The organism is Roseomonas sp. AR75 (genome assembly GCF_005222815.1).
Lineage (GTDB): Bacteria > Pseudomonadota > Alphaproteobacteria > Acetobacterales > Acetobacteraceae > Falsiroseomonas.
This window is the reverse complement of record NZ_STGB01000001.1, coordinates 159,609-178,814: the sequence shown is the minus strand read 5'-3', so window position 1 is coordinate 178,814 and position 19,206 is coordinate 159,609. Positions and strand designations below refer to the sequence as shown.

At 70.5% G+C, this 19,206-nt stretch carries 21 protein-coding genes; 11 read left to right on the top strand and 10 right to left on the bottom strand.

Features of this window, described 5'->3' with window-relative positions:
* Nucleotides 1–74: 74 nt before the first annotated feature.
* Entirely contained in the window at nt 75–848 is a 774-nt protein-coding gene (locus E4T13_RS00815) for an SDR family NAD(P)-dependent oxidoreductase (RefSeq protein ID WP_137176366.1), read from the top strand.
* 3 nt (nt 849–851) lie between these two features.
* Here the strand turns inward: E4T13_RS00815 and E4T13_RS00810 are convergent, their stop codons facing one another.
* The 5 genes from E4T13_RS00810 to E4T13_RS00790 are packed head-to-tail and all read right to left on the bottom strand — an operon-like array spanning nt 852 to nt 5,109.
* Nucleotides 852–1,289, bottom strand: coding sequence for a nuclear transport factor 2 family protein (locus E4T13_RS00810; protein ID WP_137176365.1), 438 nt, complete (start codon nt 1,287–1,289; stop codon nt 852–854).
* A gap of 17 nt (nt 1,290–1,306) precedes the next feature.
* Nucleotides 1,307–2,266, bottom strand: a complete 960-nt coding sequence (locus E4T13_RS00805; RefSeq protein WP_137176364.1) for an NAD(P)-dependent oxidoreductase — start codon at nt 2,264–2,266, stop codon at nt 1,307–1,309.
* Nucleotides 2,267–2,284: 18 nt separating this feature from the next.
* Nucleotides 2,285–3,268 (bottom strand): tripartite tricarboxylate transporter substrate binding protein, encoded by a 984-nt coding sequence (locus E4T13_RS00800; protein WP_137176363.1) that lies wholly within the window; start codon nt 3,266–3,268, stop codon nt 2,285–2,287.
* 30 nt (nt 3,269–3,298) lie between these two features.
* On the bottom strand, nt 3,299–4,120 hold the full coding sequence (locus E4T13_RS00795) for an amidohydrolase (protein WP_137176362.1): 822 nt from the start codon (nt 4,118–4,120) through the stop codon (nt 3,299–3,301).
* On the bottom strand, nt 4,117–5,109 hold the full coding sequence (locus tag E4T13_RS00790) for a tripartite tricarboxylate transporter substrate binding protein (RefSeq protein WP_170984726.1): 993 nt from the start codon (nt 5,107–5,109) through the stop codon (nt 4,117–4,119). Before E4T13_RS00790 ends, E4T13_RS00795 begins: the two co-directional genes overlap by 4 nt.
* Before the next feature lie 172 nt (nt 5,110–5,281).
* On the opposite strand from E4T13_RS00790, the gene E4T13_RS00785 reads away from it, so the two are divergent.
* From E4T13_RS00785 to E4T13_RS00760, 6 genes are all read left to right on the top strand, one after another.
* Nucleotides 5,282–6,286 carry an NAD(P)H-quinone oxidoreductase gene (locus E4T13_RS00785; protein ID WP_137176360.1) on the top strand — a complete coding sequence of 335 codons (1,005 nt, stop codon included), beginning with the start codon at nt 5,282–5,284 and terminating at the stop codon, nt 6,284–6,286.
* 20 nt (nt 6,287–6,306) lie between these two features.
* Complete coding sequence (locus tag E4T13_RS00780) at nt 6,307–7,077, top strand: helix-turn-helix domain-containing protein (protein WP_137176359.1); 771 nt, start codon at nt 6,307–6,309, stop codon at nt 7,075–7,077.
* 98 nt (nt 7,078–7,175) lie between these two features.
* On the top strand, nt 7,176–8,027 hold the full coding sequence (locus tag E4T13_RS00775) for an amidohydrolase (protein ID WP_137176358.1): 852 nt from the start codon (nt 7,176–7,178) through the stop codon (nt 8,025–8,027).
* Nucleotides 8,028–8,039: 12 nt separating this feature from the next.
* Nucleotides 8,040–8,864 carry an amidohydrolase gene (locus E4T13_RS00770; RefSeq protein WP_137176357.1) on the top strand — a complete coding sequence of 275 codons (825 nt, stop codon included), beginning with the start codon at nt 8,040–8,042 and terminating at the stop codon, nt 8,862–8,864.
* Between the two features lie 23 nt (nt 8,865–8,887).
* Nucleotides 8,888–9,838 (top strand): tripartite tricarboxylate transporter substrate binding protein, encoded by a 951-nt coding sequence (locus E4T13_RS00765; RefSeq protein ID WP_137176356.1) that lies wholly within the window; start codon nt 8,888–8,890, stop codon nt 9,836–9,838.
* Complete coding sequence (locus tag E4T13_RS00760; RefSeq protein WP_137176355.1) at nt 9,835–10,251, top strand: PaaI family thioesterase; 417 nt, start codon at nt 9,835–9,837, stop codon at nt 10,249–10,251. Before E4T13_RS00765 ends, E4T13_RS00760 begins: the two co-directional genes overlap by 4 nt.
* Here E4T13_RS00760 and E4T13_RS00755 read toward each other — a convergent pair whose 3' ends face one another.
* The 3 genes from E4T13_RS00755 to E4T13_RS00745 form a co-directional block, all read right to left on the bottom strand.
* Nucleotides 10,252–11,346, bottom strand: coding sequence for a mandelate racemase/muconate lactonizing enzyme family protein (locus E4T13_RS00755; RefSeq protein WP_137176354.1), 1,095 nt, complete (start codon nt 11,344–11,346; stop codon nt 10,252–10,254).
* Complete coding sequence (locus E4T13_RS00750; protein WP_137176353.1) at nt 11,346–12,254, bottom strand: hypothetical protein; 909 nt, start codon at nt 12,252–12,254, stop codon at nt 11,346–11,348. Before E4T13_RS00750 ends, E4T13_RS00755 begins: the two co-directional genes overlap by 1 nt.
* Nucleotides 12,255–12,330: 76 nt before the next feature.
* Nucleotides 12,331–13,140 (bottom strand): IclR family transcriptional regulator, encoded by an 810-nt coding sequence (locus tag E4T13_RS00745; RefSeq protein WP_170984725.1) that lies wholly within the window; start codon nt 13,138–13,140, stop codon nt 12,331–12,333.
* 124 nt (nt 13,141–13,264) lie between these two features.
* On the opposite strand from E4T13_RS00745, the gene E4T13_RS00740 reads away from it, so the two are divergent.
* From E4T13_RS00740 to E4T13_RS00725, 4 genes are all read left to right on the top strand, one after another.
* Nucleotides 13,265–14,047, top strand: coding sequence for an HpcH/HpaI aldolase/citrate lyase family protein (locus tag E4T13_RS00740; protein WP_137176351.1), 783 nt, complete (start codon nt 13,265–13,267; stop codon nt 14,045–14,047).
* 22 nt (nt 14,048–14,069) lie between these two features.
* On the top strand, nt 14,070–14,999 hold the full coding sequence (locus E4T13_RS00735) for a DUF6282 family protein (protein WP_137176350.1): 930 nt from the start codon (nt 14,070–14,072) through the stop codon (nt 14,997–14,999).
* Between the two features lie 112 nt (nt 15,000–15,111).
* A complete protein-coding gene (locus E4T13_RS00730) occupies nt 15,112–16,095 on the top strand; it encodes a tripartite tricarboxylate transporter substrate binding protein (protein WP_137176349.1) in 984 nt (327 codons plus the stop codon).
* Complete coding sequence (locus tag E4T13_RS00725; protein WP_137176348.1) at nt 16,092–17,468, top strand: MmgE/PrpD family protein; 1,377 nt, start codon at nt 16,092–16,094, stop codon at nt 17,466–17,468. Before E4T13_RS00730 ends, E4T13_RS00725 begins: the two co-directional genes overlap by 4 nt.
* Here the strand turns inward: E4T13_RS00725 and E4T13_RS00720 are convergent.
* Complete coding sequence (locus E4T13_RS00720) at nt 17,465–18,529, bottom strand: NAD(P)/FAD-dependent oxidoreductase (RefSeq protein WP_137176347.1); 1,065 nt, start codon at nt 18,527–18,529, stop codon at nt 17,465–17,467. The genes E4T13_RS00725 and E4T13_RS00720 overlap by 4 nt on opposite strands.
* A complete protein-coding gene (locus E4T13_RS00715; protein WP_137176346.1) occupies nt 18,526–19,206 on the bottom strand; it encodes a methyltransferase domain-containing protein in 681 nt (226 codons plus the stop codon). Before E4T13_RS00715 ends, E4T13_RS00720 begins: the two co-directional genes overlap by 4 nt.

Here is a 19,206-nt window from a genome sequence, read left to right as displayed (position 1 = left end):
GTCTTGCAGCGCGCGGAGAATGGGCGCCATGAAGGCGCTCAGTCAGCATGCGCCCAGAAACGGGGAGAGACGGGATGAGCGAGACAAGGAACGGCAACCTCGGCCCGTACGATCTCGGCGGCCGCGTCGCCGTGATCACCGGCGGCAGCAGCGGCATCGGCGCCGCCTCGGCGCGTCGCCTGGCGGAACGCGGCGCGACGATCGCCATCGGCTACAACAGCGGCCGCGACCGCGCCGAGGCGCTTGCGGCCGCGTTGCCCGGCAAGGGCCACCTGCCGTTGCATATCCCGATGACCGACAGCGCCGCCATCCGCGCCGCCGCGGCCACGGTGGAAGCGAAGCTCGGCCGCTGCGACGTGCTGGTGAATTCCGCCGGCACCACGCGTGCCGTGCCGCATGCCGATCTCGAGGCACTGGACGACGAGACCTTCGACCGCATCCTGGTCACGAACGTGCGCGGCCCCTTCTCCACCATCCGCGCCTTCGCGCCGCTGCTGAAGAGGACCGGCGACGCGGTGATCATCAACATCTCCTCGCTGGCCGCGCTGAACGGCATCGGCAGCAGCATCGCCTATGCCGCCTCCAAGGCGGCACTGGACACGATGGCGATGTCCCTGGCCCGCGTGCTGGGGCCGGAGATCCGCATCATGGGCGTCTCGCCGGCGGGCGTGGACACCGACTTCGTGCCCGGCCGCAGCCGGGACGCCGTGGTGCGGCAGGCGGCGAGTTCGCCGCTGCGCACCGTCTGCCAGCCGGACGACGTGGCGCTGGCCGTGGTCGCCGCCGTCACGCATCTCCGCCTGACCACCGGCAGCATCCTGCTGGTGGATGGCGGCAAGCACCTCTGAGGTTCAGCCGGAAGTCGGGCGGCTGCCCTTGAACAGCGGGCGGGTCGTGCGCGCGGCATAGCGCCATGTCCCGTCCGCGCCGCGCACGCATTCGTCGGTCACTGCGCCGATCAGGATCGGCGGCTCCGACATCAGCGGCGGCTCGCCATCCTCGGCATAGAGGCACATGGTCCATTCGCAGGTCGCACGGTTTGCGTCATGCACCGTGACATGGAAGTTGTGGATCAGGTGCCGGGCCACGCGCGGGCCGCGCGATTCGCGCTCGCTGTAGAAGCCACGGATGGCCTCCCTGCCCTGCCGCGGGCGGTGGCTGGTGGTGTAGACGCCATCCTCGGTGAAGAATTCGTGCGCGCTGCGGCCCCAGTTGGAGTCCACGTCGCGCCAAAAGGCGATGTTCAGCGCCTCCAGCTCCTGCCGGATGCGCAGCTCGTCAGCGGTCATGATCCTGGCCCTTGCGGCTAGAGGTAGTCGGTGTAGTCGACGGGATCCACCAGCCGGCCCTCACGCAGGCCGCGCAGCGCCGCCTGCACCATGGCGATGCGCGCCTCCTTCGTGCTGGCGCCGGCATGCGGGGTGGACAACAGGTTCGGCTGACGCAGCAGCCTGTCGTTGGTCGGCGGCTCCTGCGCGAAGACATCGAGGCAGGCCGCGACCAGCGCGCCGCTCTCCAGCCGGGCCAGCAGCGCGTCCTCGTTCACGATGCCCCCGCGGCAGGTGTTCACCAGAACGCAGTCTGGGCGCAGCCGCGCCAGCGTCGCCGCATCGTAAAGGTTCTCCGTCGCGCGGCTGCGCGGGATATGCAGCGACAGCACCTCCGACCGCTCGAGCAGCGTGTCGAACGAGACCGGCGTGACGCCATGCGCAGCGTAGAAATCGGGGTAGTTGCGGATGTCGTGGGTGATGATGGTGCAGCCGAACGGCTTGAGCAGCCGCACCACTTCCTTGCCGATATGGCCGCAGCCATGCAGGCCGACGACGCGCCCGGTGAGGCTGCGCCCCACCCGCGTGCGCGGCCGCTCGCCGCTGCGCATCGCGAGGCTCAGTGGCGCCACCCACCGCAGCCCCGCGATCATGAAGCACAGCGCGAGCTCGGCGACGGCGAGGCGGTTGACGCCCGGCGTGAAGCCGAGCCGCACCCCGTGCCGCTGGCAGGCCGCCAGGTCCACGGTGTTCAGCCCGACACCGAAGATGCCGATGGTGCGGATGTTCGGCAGCGCGGCCAGCACGCGGTCGTTCACCACGTCGCCGCCCATGATCGCGCAGTCGCAGTCGGCAAGGAAGGCGATGATCTCCTCGGCCGTCATGCGATGCCGGATGTTCTCGTTGAATTTCGCATCCGGATAGGCGGAGAGGATCAGCTCCCGCAGATAGGGGACGCTGCCGATCGCGCCATTGGTGACGCCTGGACGATGCAACATGGCGGTTCGGCAGCGGCGTCAGTCGAATGAGATGCCGGCGGCCTGGATGATTGGCCGCCACAGCGCCACCTCGGCCTGCATGCGCCGCGACACATCCGCCGGCGTCCCACCGAGTGGCGTGAGACCGAGCCCCGACATCCGCGCACGGTTCTGTTCGACCTGCAGATACGCGTTGCTCTCCGCATTGAGTCGGCCGACGATCGGCTCCGGCAGCCCGGCCGGCCCGAGCAGCGCGATCCAGCCGGTTGCCCGATAGTCGGCGATGCCCTGCGCCTGCACCGTCTGCGTCTGCGGCAGTTGCGGGATCGGTTCCGCCGTGGTGACGCCGAGCGCGCGCAGCGTGCCCGCCTGGATATGCGGCAGGTAGGTGGTGACGAGGTCGAGCGCCATGTCCACCGTGCCGGCGAGCAGGTCGTTCGTCAGCGGCGCGGAGCCGCGATAGGGAACCAGGTTGAGCTGGATGCCCGCGCGATGCTGCAGCAACTGCGCCGCAAGATAGGCCACCGAGCCGAGCGGCGGCGTGCCGCAATTCACCTTGCCCGGATTGGCCTTCGCATAGGCGACCAGCTCCTGCACGGTGCGATAGGGCATCTGGCTGCGCGCCGCGATCACCACGGGAAGCTCCGCCAGCAGCGCGATCGGCGACAGGTCCTTGAAGGGATCGAAGGGCATCGACTTGTAGAGCAGCGTGTTGTTGGTGATCGGCCCGTTCGTCGTCACCATCAGCGTCTGCCCATCCGGCGCCGCGCGCGCGACGCTGCCCGCGCCGATATTGCCGTTCGCGCCGGAGCGGTTGTCCACCACGAAAGGCTGGCCGAGACGCTCGCCGAACCAGGCGGAAACCGCGCGGCCCAGCACATCGGTCGAACCGCCAGCCGGCCACGGCACGACGACGGTCACCGGGCGGCTCGGCCAGGCCTGCGCGGCCGCCGGGCGCGTCGCGGCAGCAAGCCCCGCGCCAAAAGCCAGCGCGCCGATGCGGCGCCTCGAGAAATCGGTCATGGTTTTCCTCCCTGTTCCGTCACCCTGTCGTCACGCGCCGAAATAGAGGCGCATCGGCGTCTCGCCCGCAATCAGGCGTCGTTGCGCAGGATCCGGCACCCAGTCCTGCAGGTCGGCGATCGTCCGGGCATAGGTGACCTTGTCCTCGAATGCGGCGAAGGGCCAGTCGCTCGCCCACATCAACCGCTCGCCGCCCGAGACCCGCAGCAGCGCCTGCGCATAGCTGCGCGCCGCCTCCGGCGACGGCATGCGATAGCCGGCCGAGATCTTCACCCAGGTGCGGCCCCGCTCCACCGCGGCCAGCAGCGCCTTGAAGCCGGGGCAGTTCACGCCGAGCGCCGGATCGGGCATGCCGAAATGGTCGATCACCAGCTTGACGCCGGCGCCTTCGATCGCCTGGATCACCTCGGGCAGCATGCCGCCACTCGCCAGCGTATGGACATGCCAGTCCAGGTCCCGCATCCGCCGCAGCAGCGTGCGGTATTCCGGGGTGGACAGGTCGGGCGGGTTCGGCACGCGTCGGAAGAACAGGCGGATGCCGACCACGCCATCCGCCTTCATCCGCTCCAGCGTGTACATGTCGGTCTCGGGTCGCAGGAAGACCGTGCCGCGCAGCCGCGGATGGCGGCGCAGCGATCGGATGACGTAGTCATTGTATTGGCCGTACAGGCTCGCTGCTGCCACCACGCCGAAGCCGACGCCGTGCCGGTCCATCACCTCGATGAACTGCTCCGCGGAGGCGTCCTCCGGCGGGTGGTGCCAGGCCCAGGGCTCGATGGGCATGTCGCGGGTGTAGAGGTGGAAATGCGTGTCCACGAGCGGCGCATCGCCGGCCGCCACGATGCCGCTCATTCGCTGCGTATCCCCGCCTGTTGGGCCACCGATTTCCAGAGCGGCACTTCCGACCGCAGTCGTGCCGCAAGCACCTCCGGCCCATCCAGCAGCGTGTCCGCCCCAACCTCGCCCATGCGCTCGCTAAGCACGGAGCCGCTGCGCATCGGCGCCAGTTCCGCCATCAGCAGCGCAACCGTCGCCGGCGAAAGATCCTTCGGGCCGAACAGCCCGAACCAGAGCTGCACGCCATCATAGCTCGGCACGACTTCCGTGATGGTCGGCGTGTCCGGCAACAGGGTGCGCGTGCGCGCGCAATTCGCCAGCGCGCGCATGCGGCCGGCGCGGATGTGCGGCAGCACCTCGATCGGGCTGAGAAAGCCGGAATCCACCTCGCCCGCCAGCACCGCCGTTCCGGAGGGCGCAGAGCCGCGATAGGGCACATGCAGCAGATCCACGCCGGCCCGCGCACGCAGCAACTCGCCCGCCAGGTGCACCGTGGTGCCGATGCCGGAGGAGGAGAAGCTGACCTTGCCCGGTTCGGCGCGCGCCCGTGCCAGCAGGCCCGGCAGGTCGCGGAAGGGCGAATCGGCGCGCACCACCATCAGGATGGGCGAGGCCGCGGTCATGGTGATCGGCACCAGGTCCGTCATCGGGTCGAAGCCGGGATCGCGCTGCAGCGCCGGCAGCACCGCCACGGCCGAGGTGCTGTGCAGCAGCGTATGCCCATCCGCCGCCTGCGCCACCATGCGGATGCCGAGAGCGCCACCCGCGCCCGACCGGTTCTCCACCACGAAGGGCTTGCCGAGCCGCTTGGCGAGGTGGTCCGCGATGATCCGCGCGGGGATGTCGGTCGTGCCGCCGGGCGCGAAGGGCACGACGATCCGCACGTTGCGGCTCGGCCAAGCCTCCTGCGCCGATGCGCGCCCGGCCAGCATGATCCCCGCCGCGAACACGGCACGGCGCGACAGCGCAGGTCGAAAAGCAGCCGGAGCGTCGCCGGACGGCATGGGTTTCCTCCGTGGCGCAGCATCGCGCATCCTTGAGGACAGCCTAGCAGCCCGTGCCGGGCCATCCAGCATTGCCGAGGCGGATTTCGCATGGCGGAATGCTGTCCAAGGCGACGGGTCCGGGCACGCCCGGCGTGCTACGCGGCCCGCGCCAGCGGATTGGGGGCAGCGGATGCGCGCGATCGAGATCAGGGGAAAGGGTGGGCCAGAGGTCCTGGCGCTTGCGGATCGCCCCACACCAGACATCGGACCGGGCGAGGTCCTGGTGCGGGTCGCCGCCGCCGGCGTGAACCGGCCCGACGTGCAGCAACGCAAGGGCCTCTATCCGCCGCCGCCCGGCGTCACCGACATCCCTGGCCTCGACATCGCCGGTGTCGTGGAACGCAGTGCGGCGGACGTGACCTGGCCGCGCGCGGGCGACGCGGTCTGTGCCCTCGTCGCCGGCGGTGGCTATGCCGAGTTCTGCAAGGTGCCCGCGCAGCAATGCATGCCCCTCCCGCGCGGCTTCAGCTTCGCCCAGGCCGCGACCCTGCCGGAGGCCTTCTTCACCGCCTGGAACAACGTCTTCTGGCTGGGCCGCATCGCGCCGGGGGAGACGCTGCTGGTGCAGGGCGGCACCTCCGGCGTCGGCCTCGCCGCAATCCAGATGGCGCGCGGCCTGCGCGATGCGACAGTGATCGCCACCTGCAGTTCCGCGGAGAAGCGCTCGGTGTGCCTCGATCACGGCGCACAGCATGTGGTGGACTATCGCGACGCCCAGTGGCCAGAGCAGGTCCACGCCCTCGCCGGTGAGCGCGGCGTCGACGTGATCCTGGACAGCCAGGGCGGCGACTACGTGCCGCTCGAACTCGGCCTGCTCGCGCGCGACGGGCGCCTGGTGCTGATCACCAGCCACCGCGCGCCGACCGCCACGATCAGCACGCGCGACATCTACATCCGCGGTCTGACGCTGACCGGCTCCACCCTGCGCGCGCGGCCGCCCGGCTACAAGGGCCGCATCGCGCGCGAATTGGTGGAGCAGGCCTGGCCGCTGTTGGAAGCGGGGCGCATACGCACGCATATCTGCGGCATCTTCCCCCTGGAGCAGGCGGCCGCAGCGCAATCCGTGCTGGACGCGAATGCGCAGATCGGCAAGCTGGTGCTGACCGTGTCCGACCTGGCGGAGACCGTGCCCTGAGCGCGCTGCCCGTCCAATCCGTGCTGCGCGCGCTGGCCCTCCTGCGCGAGCTGAACCGCCAGCAGAACACCACCGTGGACCAGCTCCACCGCGCGACGGCGCTGCCCAAGCCAACCGTGATGCGCCTGCTCGGCACGCTTTCCGCCGCGGGGCTGGTGGCGAAGGGCACGCGCGGCATCGGCTACCACGTGACCTCGGACGTGCTCGCGCTGAGTTCCGGCTTCCATGGCGGCCCCTTGGTGGCGGAGGCCGGGCGGCCCTGGGCCGCGGATCTCACGCGCCGGTTGCGCTGGCCCGCCGCGATCGCGGTGCAGGAAGGCGGGCGCATCGTGATCAGCGTGAGCACCGCGGCCGACAGCGCCGTCTCTCCCTTCCACGGCACCATCGGCGTGCGCCACAGCCTTGTGACGCGCGCCCTTGGCCGCGCCTATCTCGCCTGGTGTCCGGAGGAGGAGCGGCGGATCCTGCTGCGCATGCTCGCCGCCTCCGCCGACCCGGAGGACCGGCCGCCCAACCTGGAACGCGTGGTGCGCGCGATGGTCGCCACCGTGCGGCGGCAGGGCTACGCGCTGCGCGACCCGAAGGTGGAGCCACGCTCCTCCAACACCGTCGCCGTGCCGATCATGCTCGACGAGGCGGTGGCCGGCACCATCGGGCTGAGCTTCTTCCGCTCCGCCGTCGGCCACCGCGCACTGACCGAGGAACTGGTCCCGTCGCTGAAGCAGGCCAGCCGCGAGATCACCGCCTCCATGGAGCGGCTGCGCACCGGCGATCCCGCCGCGCGTGCCTGATCCGGACGGCTCCATTCCGCCACGCGGAATGCCGTCACTTCCCTCTTCAGGCTGGGCGTCGCGTGGACCTAGGCTGGCGCAAGGGGTGAGGAAACGACATGACCGCAGCCGTCCAGGACGCGGCGCCAAGCCGGGCATGCTTCGCCGTGCCGCCATCGGCCTGCGATGCGCATTGCCATGTCTTCGGCCCCGCCGACCGCTTCCCCTATGCCGCAAGCCGCCGCTACACGCCCGAGGACAAGCCGAAGGAGGTGCTGGCGGCGCTGCATGCCCGCCTCGGCCTCGGGCGAGCCGTGATCGTGCAGGCGAGCTGCCACGGCACCGACAACCGCGCGATGGTCGACGCGCTTCGCTGGCGGCCCGACCACTACCGCGGCGTCGCCATGATCGACGATGACACGACCGAGGCCGAGATCGCCGCGATGCACGAGGCGGGGGTCCGTGGCATCCGCTTCAACTTCATCAAGGCGCTCGGCGGCGGGCCGGACATGGCGGTGTTCCATCGCGCCGCGGACCGCGCCAGGCCGCTCGGCTGGCACATGGTGATGCAGTTGCAGGGCGACGGCGTGCGGGAGATGGAGGCCAGCATCCGTGGCCTGAACATGCCCGTGGTCATCGACCACATGGGCCGCGTGGACCCCGCGCTCGGCGTGGAGGGCCCCACCTTCCGCACCCTGCTCGACCTGCTCAAGGACGAGCGTATCTGGGTGAAGCTGAGCGGCGCGGAACGGATGACCACCTCCCCCTTCAGCGCCGCCCTGCCCTTCGCCCGTGCCCTGCTCCGCGCCGCACCGCATCGCGTGCTGTGGGGCACCGACTTCCCGCACCCCAACCTGACAACCCCGGTGGACGAGATGGAGTTGCTGAACCTCATCCCGGCCTTCGCGCCGGATGAAGCGGATCGCCAGCGCCTTCTCGTCGACAACCCCGCCGCGCTCTACGGCTTCTGAACAGGACCCAGGATGCCCGCCGTCGACTCCCATGCCCACGCCTTCGACCTGACCCGCCAGGGATGGGGCGGCGACCGCGGCTTCGACATCCAGGCGAACGAGCTCGGCACGGCCTCGCAATTCCTGCACATGCTGGACTGCCACGGGTTCACGCATGGCCTGCTGATCAATCCCCTCGGCGGATACGGCGCCAACAACACCTACATGCTGGAGGCGATTGCCGAGGCGAAGGGGCGGCTGAAAGGCGTCGCGCTGCTGCCGGACGCGACGCCGGAGCCGGAGATCCGCCGCATGGTGGAAGGCGGCATCGTCGGCATCCGCTTCAACCTGGAATACGCGGTGAGCCCCCCGCTGCTCGGCCCCGCCGGCGAGCGCGCGCTGGCCCGCGCCCGGGAGGTCGGGTGGTTCGCGCAGGTGCATTACCATCACGGCCCGTCGATCATCGCGGCGTTGCCGGCGCTACGCGGCGCGAAGCTGCCGGTCGTGATCGACCATTGCGGACGACCGGTGCTCGAGGACGGGCTGCAGCAGCCGGGTTTCCAGGCGCTGCTTGAGCTCGGCCGCAGCGCCGACGCCTATGTCAAGCTCTCCGGCATCTTCCGCTTCAGCGCGACCGGCTCCCCGTATGAGGACACCGATCCCTATGTGCGCGCGCTGATCGAGGCTTTCGGCATCGACCGCTGCGTCTGGGCGTCCGACTGGCCGTTCCTGCGCGCCAAGGCGCGCACCGATTTCGGCCCGCTGCTCGCGGCGCTGCATCGCGTCGTGCCCGATACGGCGGATCGCGAGAAGATTCTGTGGACCAATCCGGCGCGCCTGTTCCGCATGACGGCGTGACTGGCCGGCGAGGGAGGAATGACATGATCACGCGACGCGGTGCCCTGGCGGGCGCGGGGCTTCTGCTCGGTACCGGTGAGGTGCGGGCGCAGGCCTATCCGAACCGGGCGGTCCGCGTGATCGTGCCCTATGCCCCGGGCGGCGCGGACACCTATATCCGCCCCCTGATGGGCCCGATCTCACGGGCACTCGGGCAATCCGTCGTCGTGGACACCGTCGTGGGCGGCGGCGGCGCGGTCGGCGCCAACCGCGTGCGTACCTCGCCGCCGGACGGCTACACGCTGCTCTTCGCCGGCACCGGCGCGCTGACCGCGGCGCCACGCTTGCAGAACCTCGGCTATACGGCCGCCGATTTCGCCCCGATTGCCAACCTCGTCTCGATCCCCTTCGTCCTGGCAGCCCGGCGCGGCGCGAGCTTCAATGACTTCACGGGCTTCCTGGCCGCCGCGCGCGCCAAGCCGGAGGGGTTGAGCTACGGCTCCACCGGCGTCGGCGGCACGCCGCACCTGATCATGGAGCAGTTGTCCAAGGTCGCGGGCATCAAGATGCTGCACGTGCCCTATTCCGGCGTGGCGACGGCGTCGGTCGCCCTGCTCGCCGGCGACATCGACCTGGTGATGGGCGCGCCGAGCTTCATCATGCCGCTGCTGGATCGCGGCGTCGTGCCGCTGGTACAGACCGGCGCGCGCCGCATGACCGCGATTTCCGCAGTGCCCACCTTCCGCGAAAGCGGCGTGGACCTGGAGATGGTCACGCGCTTCGGCTTCGTCGCTCCGAACGGTACGGACACGGCCATCCTGGATCGCTGGAGCAGCCTGATACTGGAAGGCGGCGCCGACCCCGGATACGTCCAGGCGATGCAGCGCAACTACAACGAGGTCGAACTGCTCGACCGCGCCCGCTTCGCCGCCTTCCTGACAGAGGAGGACGCGGCGACGGAGCGCATGCTGCGGGAGCTCAACCTGCGGGGATGACGGAAGAGGTTCCTGCCGGCTTCGCACCCTGGCCGTCGCGCGACGGCGACGGATTCATGGCGCGGAACGGGCCGCTCTATCGGCGGCTCGATGGCGGCTTCACGCTCGGCTTCCGCGTGCTGCCGCGGCACTGCAATCCCGGCGGAACCTGCCACGGCGGCATGCTCTCCTTCCTGGCGGACATGCTGCTGATCGGCGGCAGTCACGCGGCGCTGGATTATCGCGACTTCACCGTGACGATCAGCCTGCAATGCGACTTCCTCGATGCCGCGCCGCTCGGCGCGTGGCTCGAAGGCCGGATGGACGTGCTGCGCGCGACGGGCTCGATGATCTTCGCGGAAGGTCGGCTCACCTGCGAAGGCAAGCCGATCCTGCGCACGAGCGGGATCCTGCGCCGGCCGACGCCGCGCTGATCACGGCAGGGCGCAGCGCGCCAGCATCTCCGCATCGGGGTCGCAGCCCAGCCCAGGGCCCTGCGGCACCGCGAAGCGCGCGCCCTGCGGCATCGCCGTGTCGCCGAACGGACCGGGATCGAGATCGAAGAAGTAGGCTTCCACCGGCGTTTCCGGCGCGATGGCTGCGAGGATGTGCATGGTCGCGATCAGCGCCGGGCCGAAATAGGGGGAATGTGGCGCGAAGCGCGCGCCGTCGCGCTTCGCGATCTGCGCCACGTGCAGCATCGCGGAGACACCGCCGATCTTCGCGACGCTCGGCTGCACCACATCCACCGCCTGCGCCACGCGCGCAAAATCCAGGATGCTCGCGGCGTTCTCGCCGCAGGCGATGACGCGGCCGCTGTCGCGGCGCAGCGCGGCAAGGGCTTCATAGTCATCGGGCGGATAGAGCGGCTCCTCCACCCAGGCGAGCGGCGTGTCAGCGAGGTCGGAGAGGATCGCCCGGGCGCCCTGCGCCGACCACGCGCAGTTCACATCCACCATCAGATCGCCGGCCCCGCCCATACAGGCGGCGGCAGCACGGATTTCGGGCGCGCGGATCTCATGCAGCTTGATCGCGCGGAAGCCACGCGACAGAGCCTCCTCCGTTTCCCGCATCACCACATCCGCTGCGCCGTAGCGCGGCAGGCTGGCATAGGCCGGCAGCGACTCGCAGCCCTCCCCGCCCAGCAGGCGATGCAGCGGCAGCCCCGCCGCCTTGCCCTTGATGTCCCAGAGCGCCGTCTCCAGGCCTGACACCGCGTGCAGGAACGGGCCGGATGCGCCCAGGCCATGGAAGCGCCGCAGGATCGCTTCCGCCGTGCCGGCGGGGTCCTGCGCATCCAGCCCGATCGCGCCCGGCCCCACCAGTTGGCGCAGCATTTCCCGAACGACAGGCCAGGACTCATAAAGGCCGAAGCACTCGCCCCAGCCGACCAGGCCATCCTCCGCTTCCACCCGTACCAGCAGCGTGTCGAAGGCGCGGCGCGGCACGCCGGCCAGCGTCGCCATCGCGCCGCGATGCCGCACCGCCTGGCGGTAGGCGATCGCCTCGACGGCGGCGATGCGCGGCATCAGCCCTGCGACGGCATCGGGTAGTCGGCGGCGTTCAGCACCCAGCCGGGCTTCAGCGAGAAATCCATCCGCGGCGGGCAGAAGATGTCCACCATCTGCCCGGCTTCCTCGGCGCGCGAGGTGTGGATCGACGGCGGCGGGATGACCGTGACGGACGGCCCGCGGCAGTATTCGTGCTCGTCGTCCCGCCAGTGGTTCATGTTGGTCGTCCACGGCCAGCGGATGTGGTGCGTATAGGCGCCGTTCAGCACCAGGGAGCACTGCTCGAATGCGTCATGATGGTGCGGCGACATCTTCGTCACGTCGCGCGCGCCCTTCGCGGGCTCCAGGTAATTCACCATGAAGGTGGTGCAGCGCCAGATCTTGCCGAAGCGGCCGGGCTCCGGCGGCACGTCCAGCGTGTAGCTGCGGACCTTGAAGCCGTCGGGCGGCGTCGGCCAGTCCTGCAGCGGCGGGATTCGCGGATCGGGCTCGGCGAAGGCCGCCGCGTTGCTGCATTTCGCCGCCAGGTCCTCGGAGCGCGGCGTGAACAGCCGCACGACACGCCCCGCGGCCTTGATGGTGATGCGGCTGTCGCCGGGCGGAACGAAGGTGACCGTGTAGCCCTCCACCTGCTTCGTCTCGCCACTTGCGGTCACCTCCGCCGCGGTGTCGCGATCGGGTTGCAGCAGCACATATTCGTCGGGCTGGCCGCGGCGCTCGAACACCGCGCCGGCCGGAACCTCGGAATAGGCGACGATGAAGTTCCGGCCACGCGCATACCAGGTGCGGACGCCGTTCGTGTCCTCCTGCGGCGCTTCCTCGTAGAACCTGGCGTAGTGGGCGCCGAAGAAAGGTCCCGCCTCTGGCTTCGGCGCAGCGGCCGAGGCGGCGAGCGCCGCGCGGGGATCGGAGGCATCATAGGCCATCGGGACGTCTCCTCGGCCGCCTCGGCGTGTATCGCATCTCGGAACATCGTTCCCGAGGGGCGACCGAAGTGTGTTGTCAGCCCGCCGCCCTGTCAACGCGCTCCGGCGGAGCGTAGCCGAGTTGCGCCGAGATCCGCGCGGCAGCCTGCATCACATGACGGATCTGCGCCACCGAAGGCTCTGCCTCGATGAACTGGATCGAGCCGAGCAGCGCGATGGCGCCGACCATATGCCCGCCGCCCTCGAAGATCGGCGCGGCCAGCGCGTTGACCCCCAGCATGCTTTCGCCTGGCGCCACCGCCCAGCCGCGGGCGGCGATACGCACCAGTTCCTCGCGCAGCGCGGTCGGGCTGGTGATGGTATGGGGCGTGCGCAGGTCGAGGCGCGACATCAGCACGCGCTCCCGCAGCGCGGGCTCGCCGAAGGCCAGGCCGAGCTTGCCCTGGGCAGTGCAGTGAGCGGGCATGATGGAGCCCGGCTTCACTGCGATCTCGATGGCCTCGCGGCCGGGAAGGGTGGCGAGCACCACCGCGCCGGCACTGTCGGCACGGCTGATCACCACGGATTGCCCGAGCATGTCCCGCAGCGACCGCATCTCGTCGCGCGCAATGGCGGCGAGATCGAAGTTCTCGGCGACGGCGCGCCCCAGCGTCACCAGCCGGCTGCCGACACGGTACTTCTCCGTCTCCGGCGACTGCACGATATAGCCAGCCTCTACCAGGGTGCGGAGGTGGCGGTGCACCCGGCTCTTCGTTGTCCCGAGCGCGCGGGCAAGCTGGGTCACGCCGACGCCGCCGCGCTGCTCGGCCAGGAACTCCAGGATGCGGAAGGCCATGGTGACGGCCTGCAACCCATCGCCTCGCGTCGGGGCGTCGCTCCGCGGCATGCATCGCTCCTGCTGGCCGGCGGCCTTGACTTCGGACCGGCGGGTGTTCTGAATATCAAATGCCTGTTCCCAGTAGCGGAACACGATAGCCGCGGTCAAACCGGCGCAACCTGGGAACGTCCGGATGGTCCCTTCCCCCTCCCCCGACAGCTTCCGCGCCAGGCTGCTGCGCGGCGACATCCTCGCTGGCAGCTTCCTGAAGACGCCAACGCTGCACGGGGCGGAGATCCTGGGCATGCTCGGCTTCGACTTCCTGATCGTGGACGAGGAGCACTCGCCCTTCGACCGCCAATCCACTGACGCCGCGCTCTTCGCCGCACGGGCGACCGGCGCCGCCGGGCTGGTGCGGGTTCAGAGCGCGCAGCCGCATCACCTGCTCTCGGTGCTCGATTGCGGCGCGGCCGGCGTGCTGGTGCCGCATGTCGCCAGCGCCGCGCTCGCGCGGCAGGTGGCGGCCGCCTGCCGGTACAAGGGCGGCAGGCGCGGCTATTCCGGCTCGATCCGCGCCGCGGGCTATGGCGGCGGGAAGATGTGGGACTACATCGAAGCCGCCGACGCTGCAGCCACGGTGGTCGCGCAGATCGAGGACCCCGAGGCACTGGACGAGATCGACGCCATCGCCGCCACCGAGGGGATCGACGCCCTCTTCATCGGTCGCGGCGACCTGACCGCCGCGATGGGCGCGCCGACCAATGACGCGCCGCAGATCCGCGACGCAGTGGACCGCATCGCCGCCGCGGCGAAGCGCGCCGGCAAGCCTGTGATGGTCTTCGTCGGCGGGATGAAGGAAGCCGAGTGGCTTCGCGGCGTGGGCGCCACCGCCTTCGTCTATTCCTCCGACCAGGGCCTGATGAAGCAGGCCGCGGCCAGGGCGCTGGCGGATCTCCGCAGCCTCGGCGCCGCCTGATCCATTCTTCCGAGAGGACCGCATGAGCACGACGACGAACGACACCGCCCGCGACGCCGAGGTCGCCGAGCTCCTGGTCGGCGCGGTAGACCTGCACTGCCATTCCGGCCCGGCCGCCATGCCGCGCCTGCTCGATCATCACGAGGCGCTGCTGGACGCGGCGGAGGCGAAGTTCACCGCACTCCTCTACAAGGACCATTTCTACCTTGGCACCGCGCATGCGATGATGCTGGAGAAGCTGTTCCCCGAACTCGGCGTGAAGCTGTTCTCGGGCATCGCGCTGAACAACGCGAATGGCGGCATCAATCCGCATGCGGTGGACCATGCGGTGAAGCTCGGCGCGAAGATCGTGTGGATGCCCACGCTCTCCGCCGCGAACCATCTGGAGCTGGTCGCGACCGTCGGCAAGAACTTCCCGAAGCCCGCGAAGAAGATGCTGGACGCCATTCCGCTGCGCGCGACGGACGCGAATGGCGAGGTAACCGACGACACGAAGCAGGTACTGGACCTCATTGCGGAGGCCGACGTCATCCTCGCCGGCGGGCATCTCGATGCCGCGGAGATGATCAAGGTCTTCGCCGAGGCGAAGCGGCGCGGCGTGCAGAAGATGCTGGTGAACCACCCCACCTACATGATCGGCTGCACCGACGATGACATCCGGGAACTGGTCTCGCTCGGTGCCCATATCGAGCACTCCATCTGCATGTGGGTGGAGGGCAAGTCGAAGAAGTTCACGCCGGAGGAGCTGATTCACCTGATCGAGGTCGCGGGCGTGGACCGCACCTGCCTCTGCTCGGACCTCGGCCTGCTCGGCTCGCCGCGCCCGGTGGAGGGCTACCGGCAGATCGTGCGCATCCTGCTCGACCAGCAGGTGTCGAAGACTGACATCCGGAAGCTCATCAGCGGGAATTCGGCGCGCCTGCTGAACCTGGAGAGCGTGCGGACGCATTGAGGCCGCGCAGGCCGACATTCCGTATCGCGGAAGGCAGCAACGCGCCGCGCGATTCCTTCCCGACGATCCGGTAGGATCAGCGCGCAGGAAACGTTGCGGAAAGGATGGTGCCATGCAGCCGGAGGATGATCGGACCGCGGGCCGCCTAGGGCGACGCAGCCTCGGGCTGCTCGCCGCGGCGTTGCTGCCGGCGCCGGCCCTGGCCGCCTTCCCCGATCGCCCCATCCGCATGATCGTCGCCTATGCGCCGGGCGGAACCGGCGACCTGGTCGGTCGCCTGGCAGCCGAAGGCATCGCGTCCCGCCTCGGCGGCACCGTCGTGGTGGAGAACCAGGGCGGCGCCGGCGGCGCCATAGCCGCGCGCAACGTCAGCCGCGCCGCGCCGGATGGCTACACCATCATGCTGGCGGGCAATGCGATCTTCGCGATCCTGCCGCATCTCGGCAATGTCGGCTTCGATCCCGTGAACGGCTTCACCGCGATCGCGAACATCAGCGAATCGCAACGCCTGCTTGCCGTGCGCAACACGCTCGGCGTCACGACGCTGGCGGAGCTCGTGGCCTATGCGAAGCAGAATCCGGGCAAGCTGAACTACGGCTCCGCCGGCATCGGCTCGACACTGCATGTCATGACGGAGATGCTGCTGCGGGAGGCGGGGATCCAGGCCGTGCACATCCCCTTCCGCGGGTCCGCGCCCGCGGTGCAGGCGATGCTGAGCGGCGACGTGGACTTCATGATCGACACCGGCGTGATACCGCATGTCCAACAGGGCCGCCTGCGCGGCCTGGCGGCAGTGGGCGAGCAGCGGCTGCCGCAGCTGCCGGATATCGCGACGCTCGCCGAGCAGGGCTATCCGGGCGTGCGGACCTCCGGCTGGCAGGCGCTGATGGGGCCGCCGGGCATGCCGGACGAGGTGGTGCAGCGCATCGCCGATGCGGTGGAGGTCATGCTGCGCGATCCCACCGTGGTGGAACGGCTCGCCCGGATCGGCGTCGTGCCGAGCTTCCGCAACCCGCAGCAGCTCGCCGAGGATCTGCGCGAGGACAACCGCCAGTTCGGCGCCATGATCCGCGCCGCCGCGATCCGCGCGGAGTGAGCGGGCTCAGCCTTCGCGTTGCCGAATGGGCGACCGGCCTGACCTTCGAGCGCGTGCCGAGCACGGTCGTCGAGAGCACGACGCTGCGCATCCTCGACCTCATCGGCGTCATGCTCGCCGCGCGCGAGGTCCCGCTGGTTGCCCAGGCGCGCCGTGCCGCGCTCGCGCTGGACCAGGGAAGCGGCGCGCGCATCCTGGGCGAGGCCGAGAATGTCGCGCCGATGGCAGCCGCCTTCGTCAACGGCGTGCTCTCCGCCGTGCTGGAATTCGACGACACGCATATCGAGAGCTTCATCCATCCCACCGCCCCGGTCGTCTCCGTCGCGTTCCCCGAATGCCATCGCCGTCGCGTCACGGGTCGCGCGCTGATCCTGGCCGTGCTGACGGGCGGCGAGCTGACCTGCCGGCTCGGCCTCGTCACGCCGGTCCGGCTGCACACGCTCGGCTTCCATCCCACCGCGGTCTTCGGCGGCTTCGGCGGCGTGTATGCCCTGGCGAAGCTGCGCGGCCATGCGGCACCGCTGATTGCCGATGCGATCGGCGCAGCGGGCAGCCTCTCCGCGGGGATCAACGCCTCCTTCGAGGATGGCAGCTCGACCAAGATGATGCATGTCGGCATGGCCGCGACCGGCGCGATGCGCGCGATGGCGCTGGCCGAGGCCGGCATCTCCGGCCCGCGCACGGTTTATGACGGACGCTTCGGCTGGTTCCGCAGCCATGTCCAGGGCCGCGACGACCTGCGCTTCGACGCGTTGTGCGACCAGCTGGGCGAGCGATGGGAAGTGCTGAACATCGCCTCCAAGCTGCATCCCTGCGCCTTCACCATGATCCCGCACATCGCCTGCGCGCTGGAGCTGCGCGAACGCCATGGCGTGCGGCCGCAGGACATCGCGCAGGTGGTCTGCCGCATCGGCCGCCGCTCCTTCGCGACCGTCTGCGAGCCGGTGGAGGACAAGCGCCGCCCCGCCACCACCTGGCATGGCCGCATCAGCCTGCAGCACACCGTGGCGGAAGCGCTGGTGCGCGGCCGCATGGACAAGAGCGCCTATGCCGAGGACGCACTGCGCGACCCCGTGATCAACGCACTGGCCGACAGCGTGCTGCATGAGGACGATCCCGCCACGGTCGCCTCGCGCTCCGGCGGCAGCGTGACGCTGCACATGAAGGACGGCCGCGTGCTGACACATGTGATCGAGGACATGCGCGGCACCCGCGCCAACCCGATGACGCGCGAGGACATCGTGGCGAAGTTCCTGGCCAATGTGCAGGGCGTGCTGCCGGCGAGCCGGGCGGAACAGGCGGTGGAGACGCTGCTGGCGCTCGACGCGCAGGAGGATGCGGCCACGGTGCTCAACAGCCTGGCCGCAACCTAGCCCAGGCGCGTCCTGCGCGCGGCCAAGCCCGCGAGCCCCGGGAACAGCCGCAGCCCCGCGATCATGACCGACGGCGCGCGCAGCGCCGCGGCGGAGACGCCACGCGCGATACGCATGCCGCCCGCGATATCCGCGGCGAAGGCCGCGTGATGCGCCGGCGCCGTCACGCCCGCGCGCAGTGCCTGCGCGGCCCGCAGGCCCGAGCGCAAGGCCATCGCGACGCCATCGCCGCAGAAGGAGGGGATCACGGCCGCCTGGTCGCCGACGCGGAACGGCCCATCCCCGCGATGCAGGAAGCCATAGGGAATTCCGGCCACCGCCAAGGGTCGCGCCATGGCCGGCCGCATCGCACCGAGCAGCCGCGCCGCCAGCTCCGAGCCCTGTGCGACATGCGCCACGAAGGCCTCGGCCGATCGCGCCGCCGCGGCGACGCCCGCCGCATGCGGATCGAGCGCGGCGCAGAGATTGGCGCCGCCATCGGGCCGTGGCTGCAGCCCGGCATAGCCGCCCGGGCAGACCAGCAGCGTCACGGCGGCGTCTGGCGCCGCCCCCTGCAGCACCAGCTTCAGCCCGAGCGCGCCGCCCTGCGCGGCGCGCCGCAGGCCGCGCAGTTCATGCTTGCCGGTGGCGAGCACCAGCGCCGGCGCGTGCAGCGCGGTGCCATCAGCTAGTCGCAAGGCCCAGCCGGAACCGTCCGGCACCGCTTCGGCCACGGCCATGCCCATCTCCACCCAGGCACCGGCTGCAGCCGCGGCCTCCAGCAGCGCCGCGTCCAGGCGCGCGCGCGGCAGGCTCCAGGCGGCGAAGGGCAGCTTGATCTCCGCCGTCGCGCGCCCGGCGGCGAAGATCGCACGGCGCAAGGGCAGCGCGCCGAGCGCCACCAGATCGAGGCCGAGTTCCGCCAGCCCGCGCGCCGCATCCTCGGCCAGGAACTCGCCGCAGACCTTCTCCTGCGCGACAGCGTCGCGTTCCAGCAGGCGCGGCCGCAGCCCGGCGCGGGCCAGGGCAATCGCTGCCGCAGCGCCGGCCGGGCCGCCGCCGACGATCGCCGCGCCGCTCATCCCCCGCGCCCCGTCACCGCCCAGCGGAACGGCAGCACCCAGCGGACCTCCGCCGCCACGCTCGCCTCCTCCAGCAGCCGCCGCCAGTCCGCGCGGGTGAAGCCGCGCATCACGGAGATAGGCCCGTCATGGCTGACCATCGGATGCATCCGCATCAGACGCGTGCCCGCCCAGACCGCCGCCCAGGGCACGCGATGGCGGTGCAGGTCCAGGATCAGCCAACTTCGCGCGGCATGCGCCGGCAGCCAGCGCAGGAAGCGCACCAGCGTCGGATCGTCCAGGTGATGCGCGAACAGGCTGCACATCACCACGTCGAAGCGGCGTTCGGCGGGCAGGTCGAACAGGTCGCTGGTGATCCAGCGCGCCGGCGTGCCACGCTCCATTGCATGCCGCTCCGCCCAGGGGCTGCGATCCAGCCCCCACAGATCAAGCGCGACGCCGCGCGCCCTGCCCCAGGCCGCTGCCGCGCGCAGCGCATCGCCGCCGCCCGCCCCGACATCCAGCAGCGAAAGCGACGTCGCGCCGCTCTCCGCCACGACCTCGTCCAGGAAGCGGCGGAGCGGCGCATGCGCGAAGGTAATGCGGTTGAGCGTCTCCAGCCCGTCCAGCGCCGCGCGGAAATCCGCCTCGGACTGTCCGGGATCGTCCATGATCTCCGCGGCCAGGATGCGCGGCAT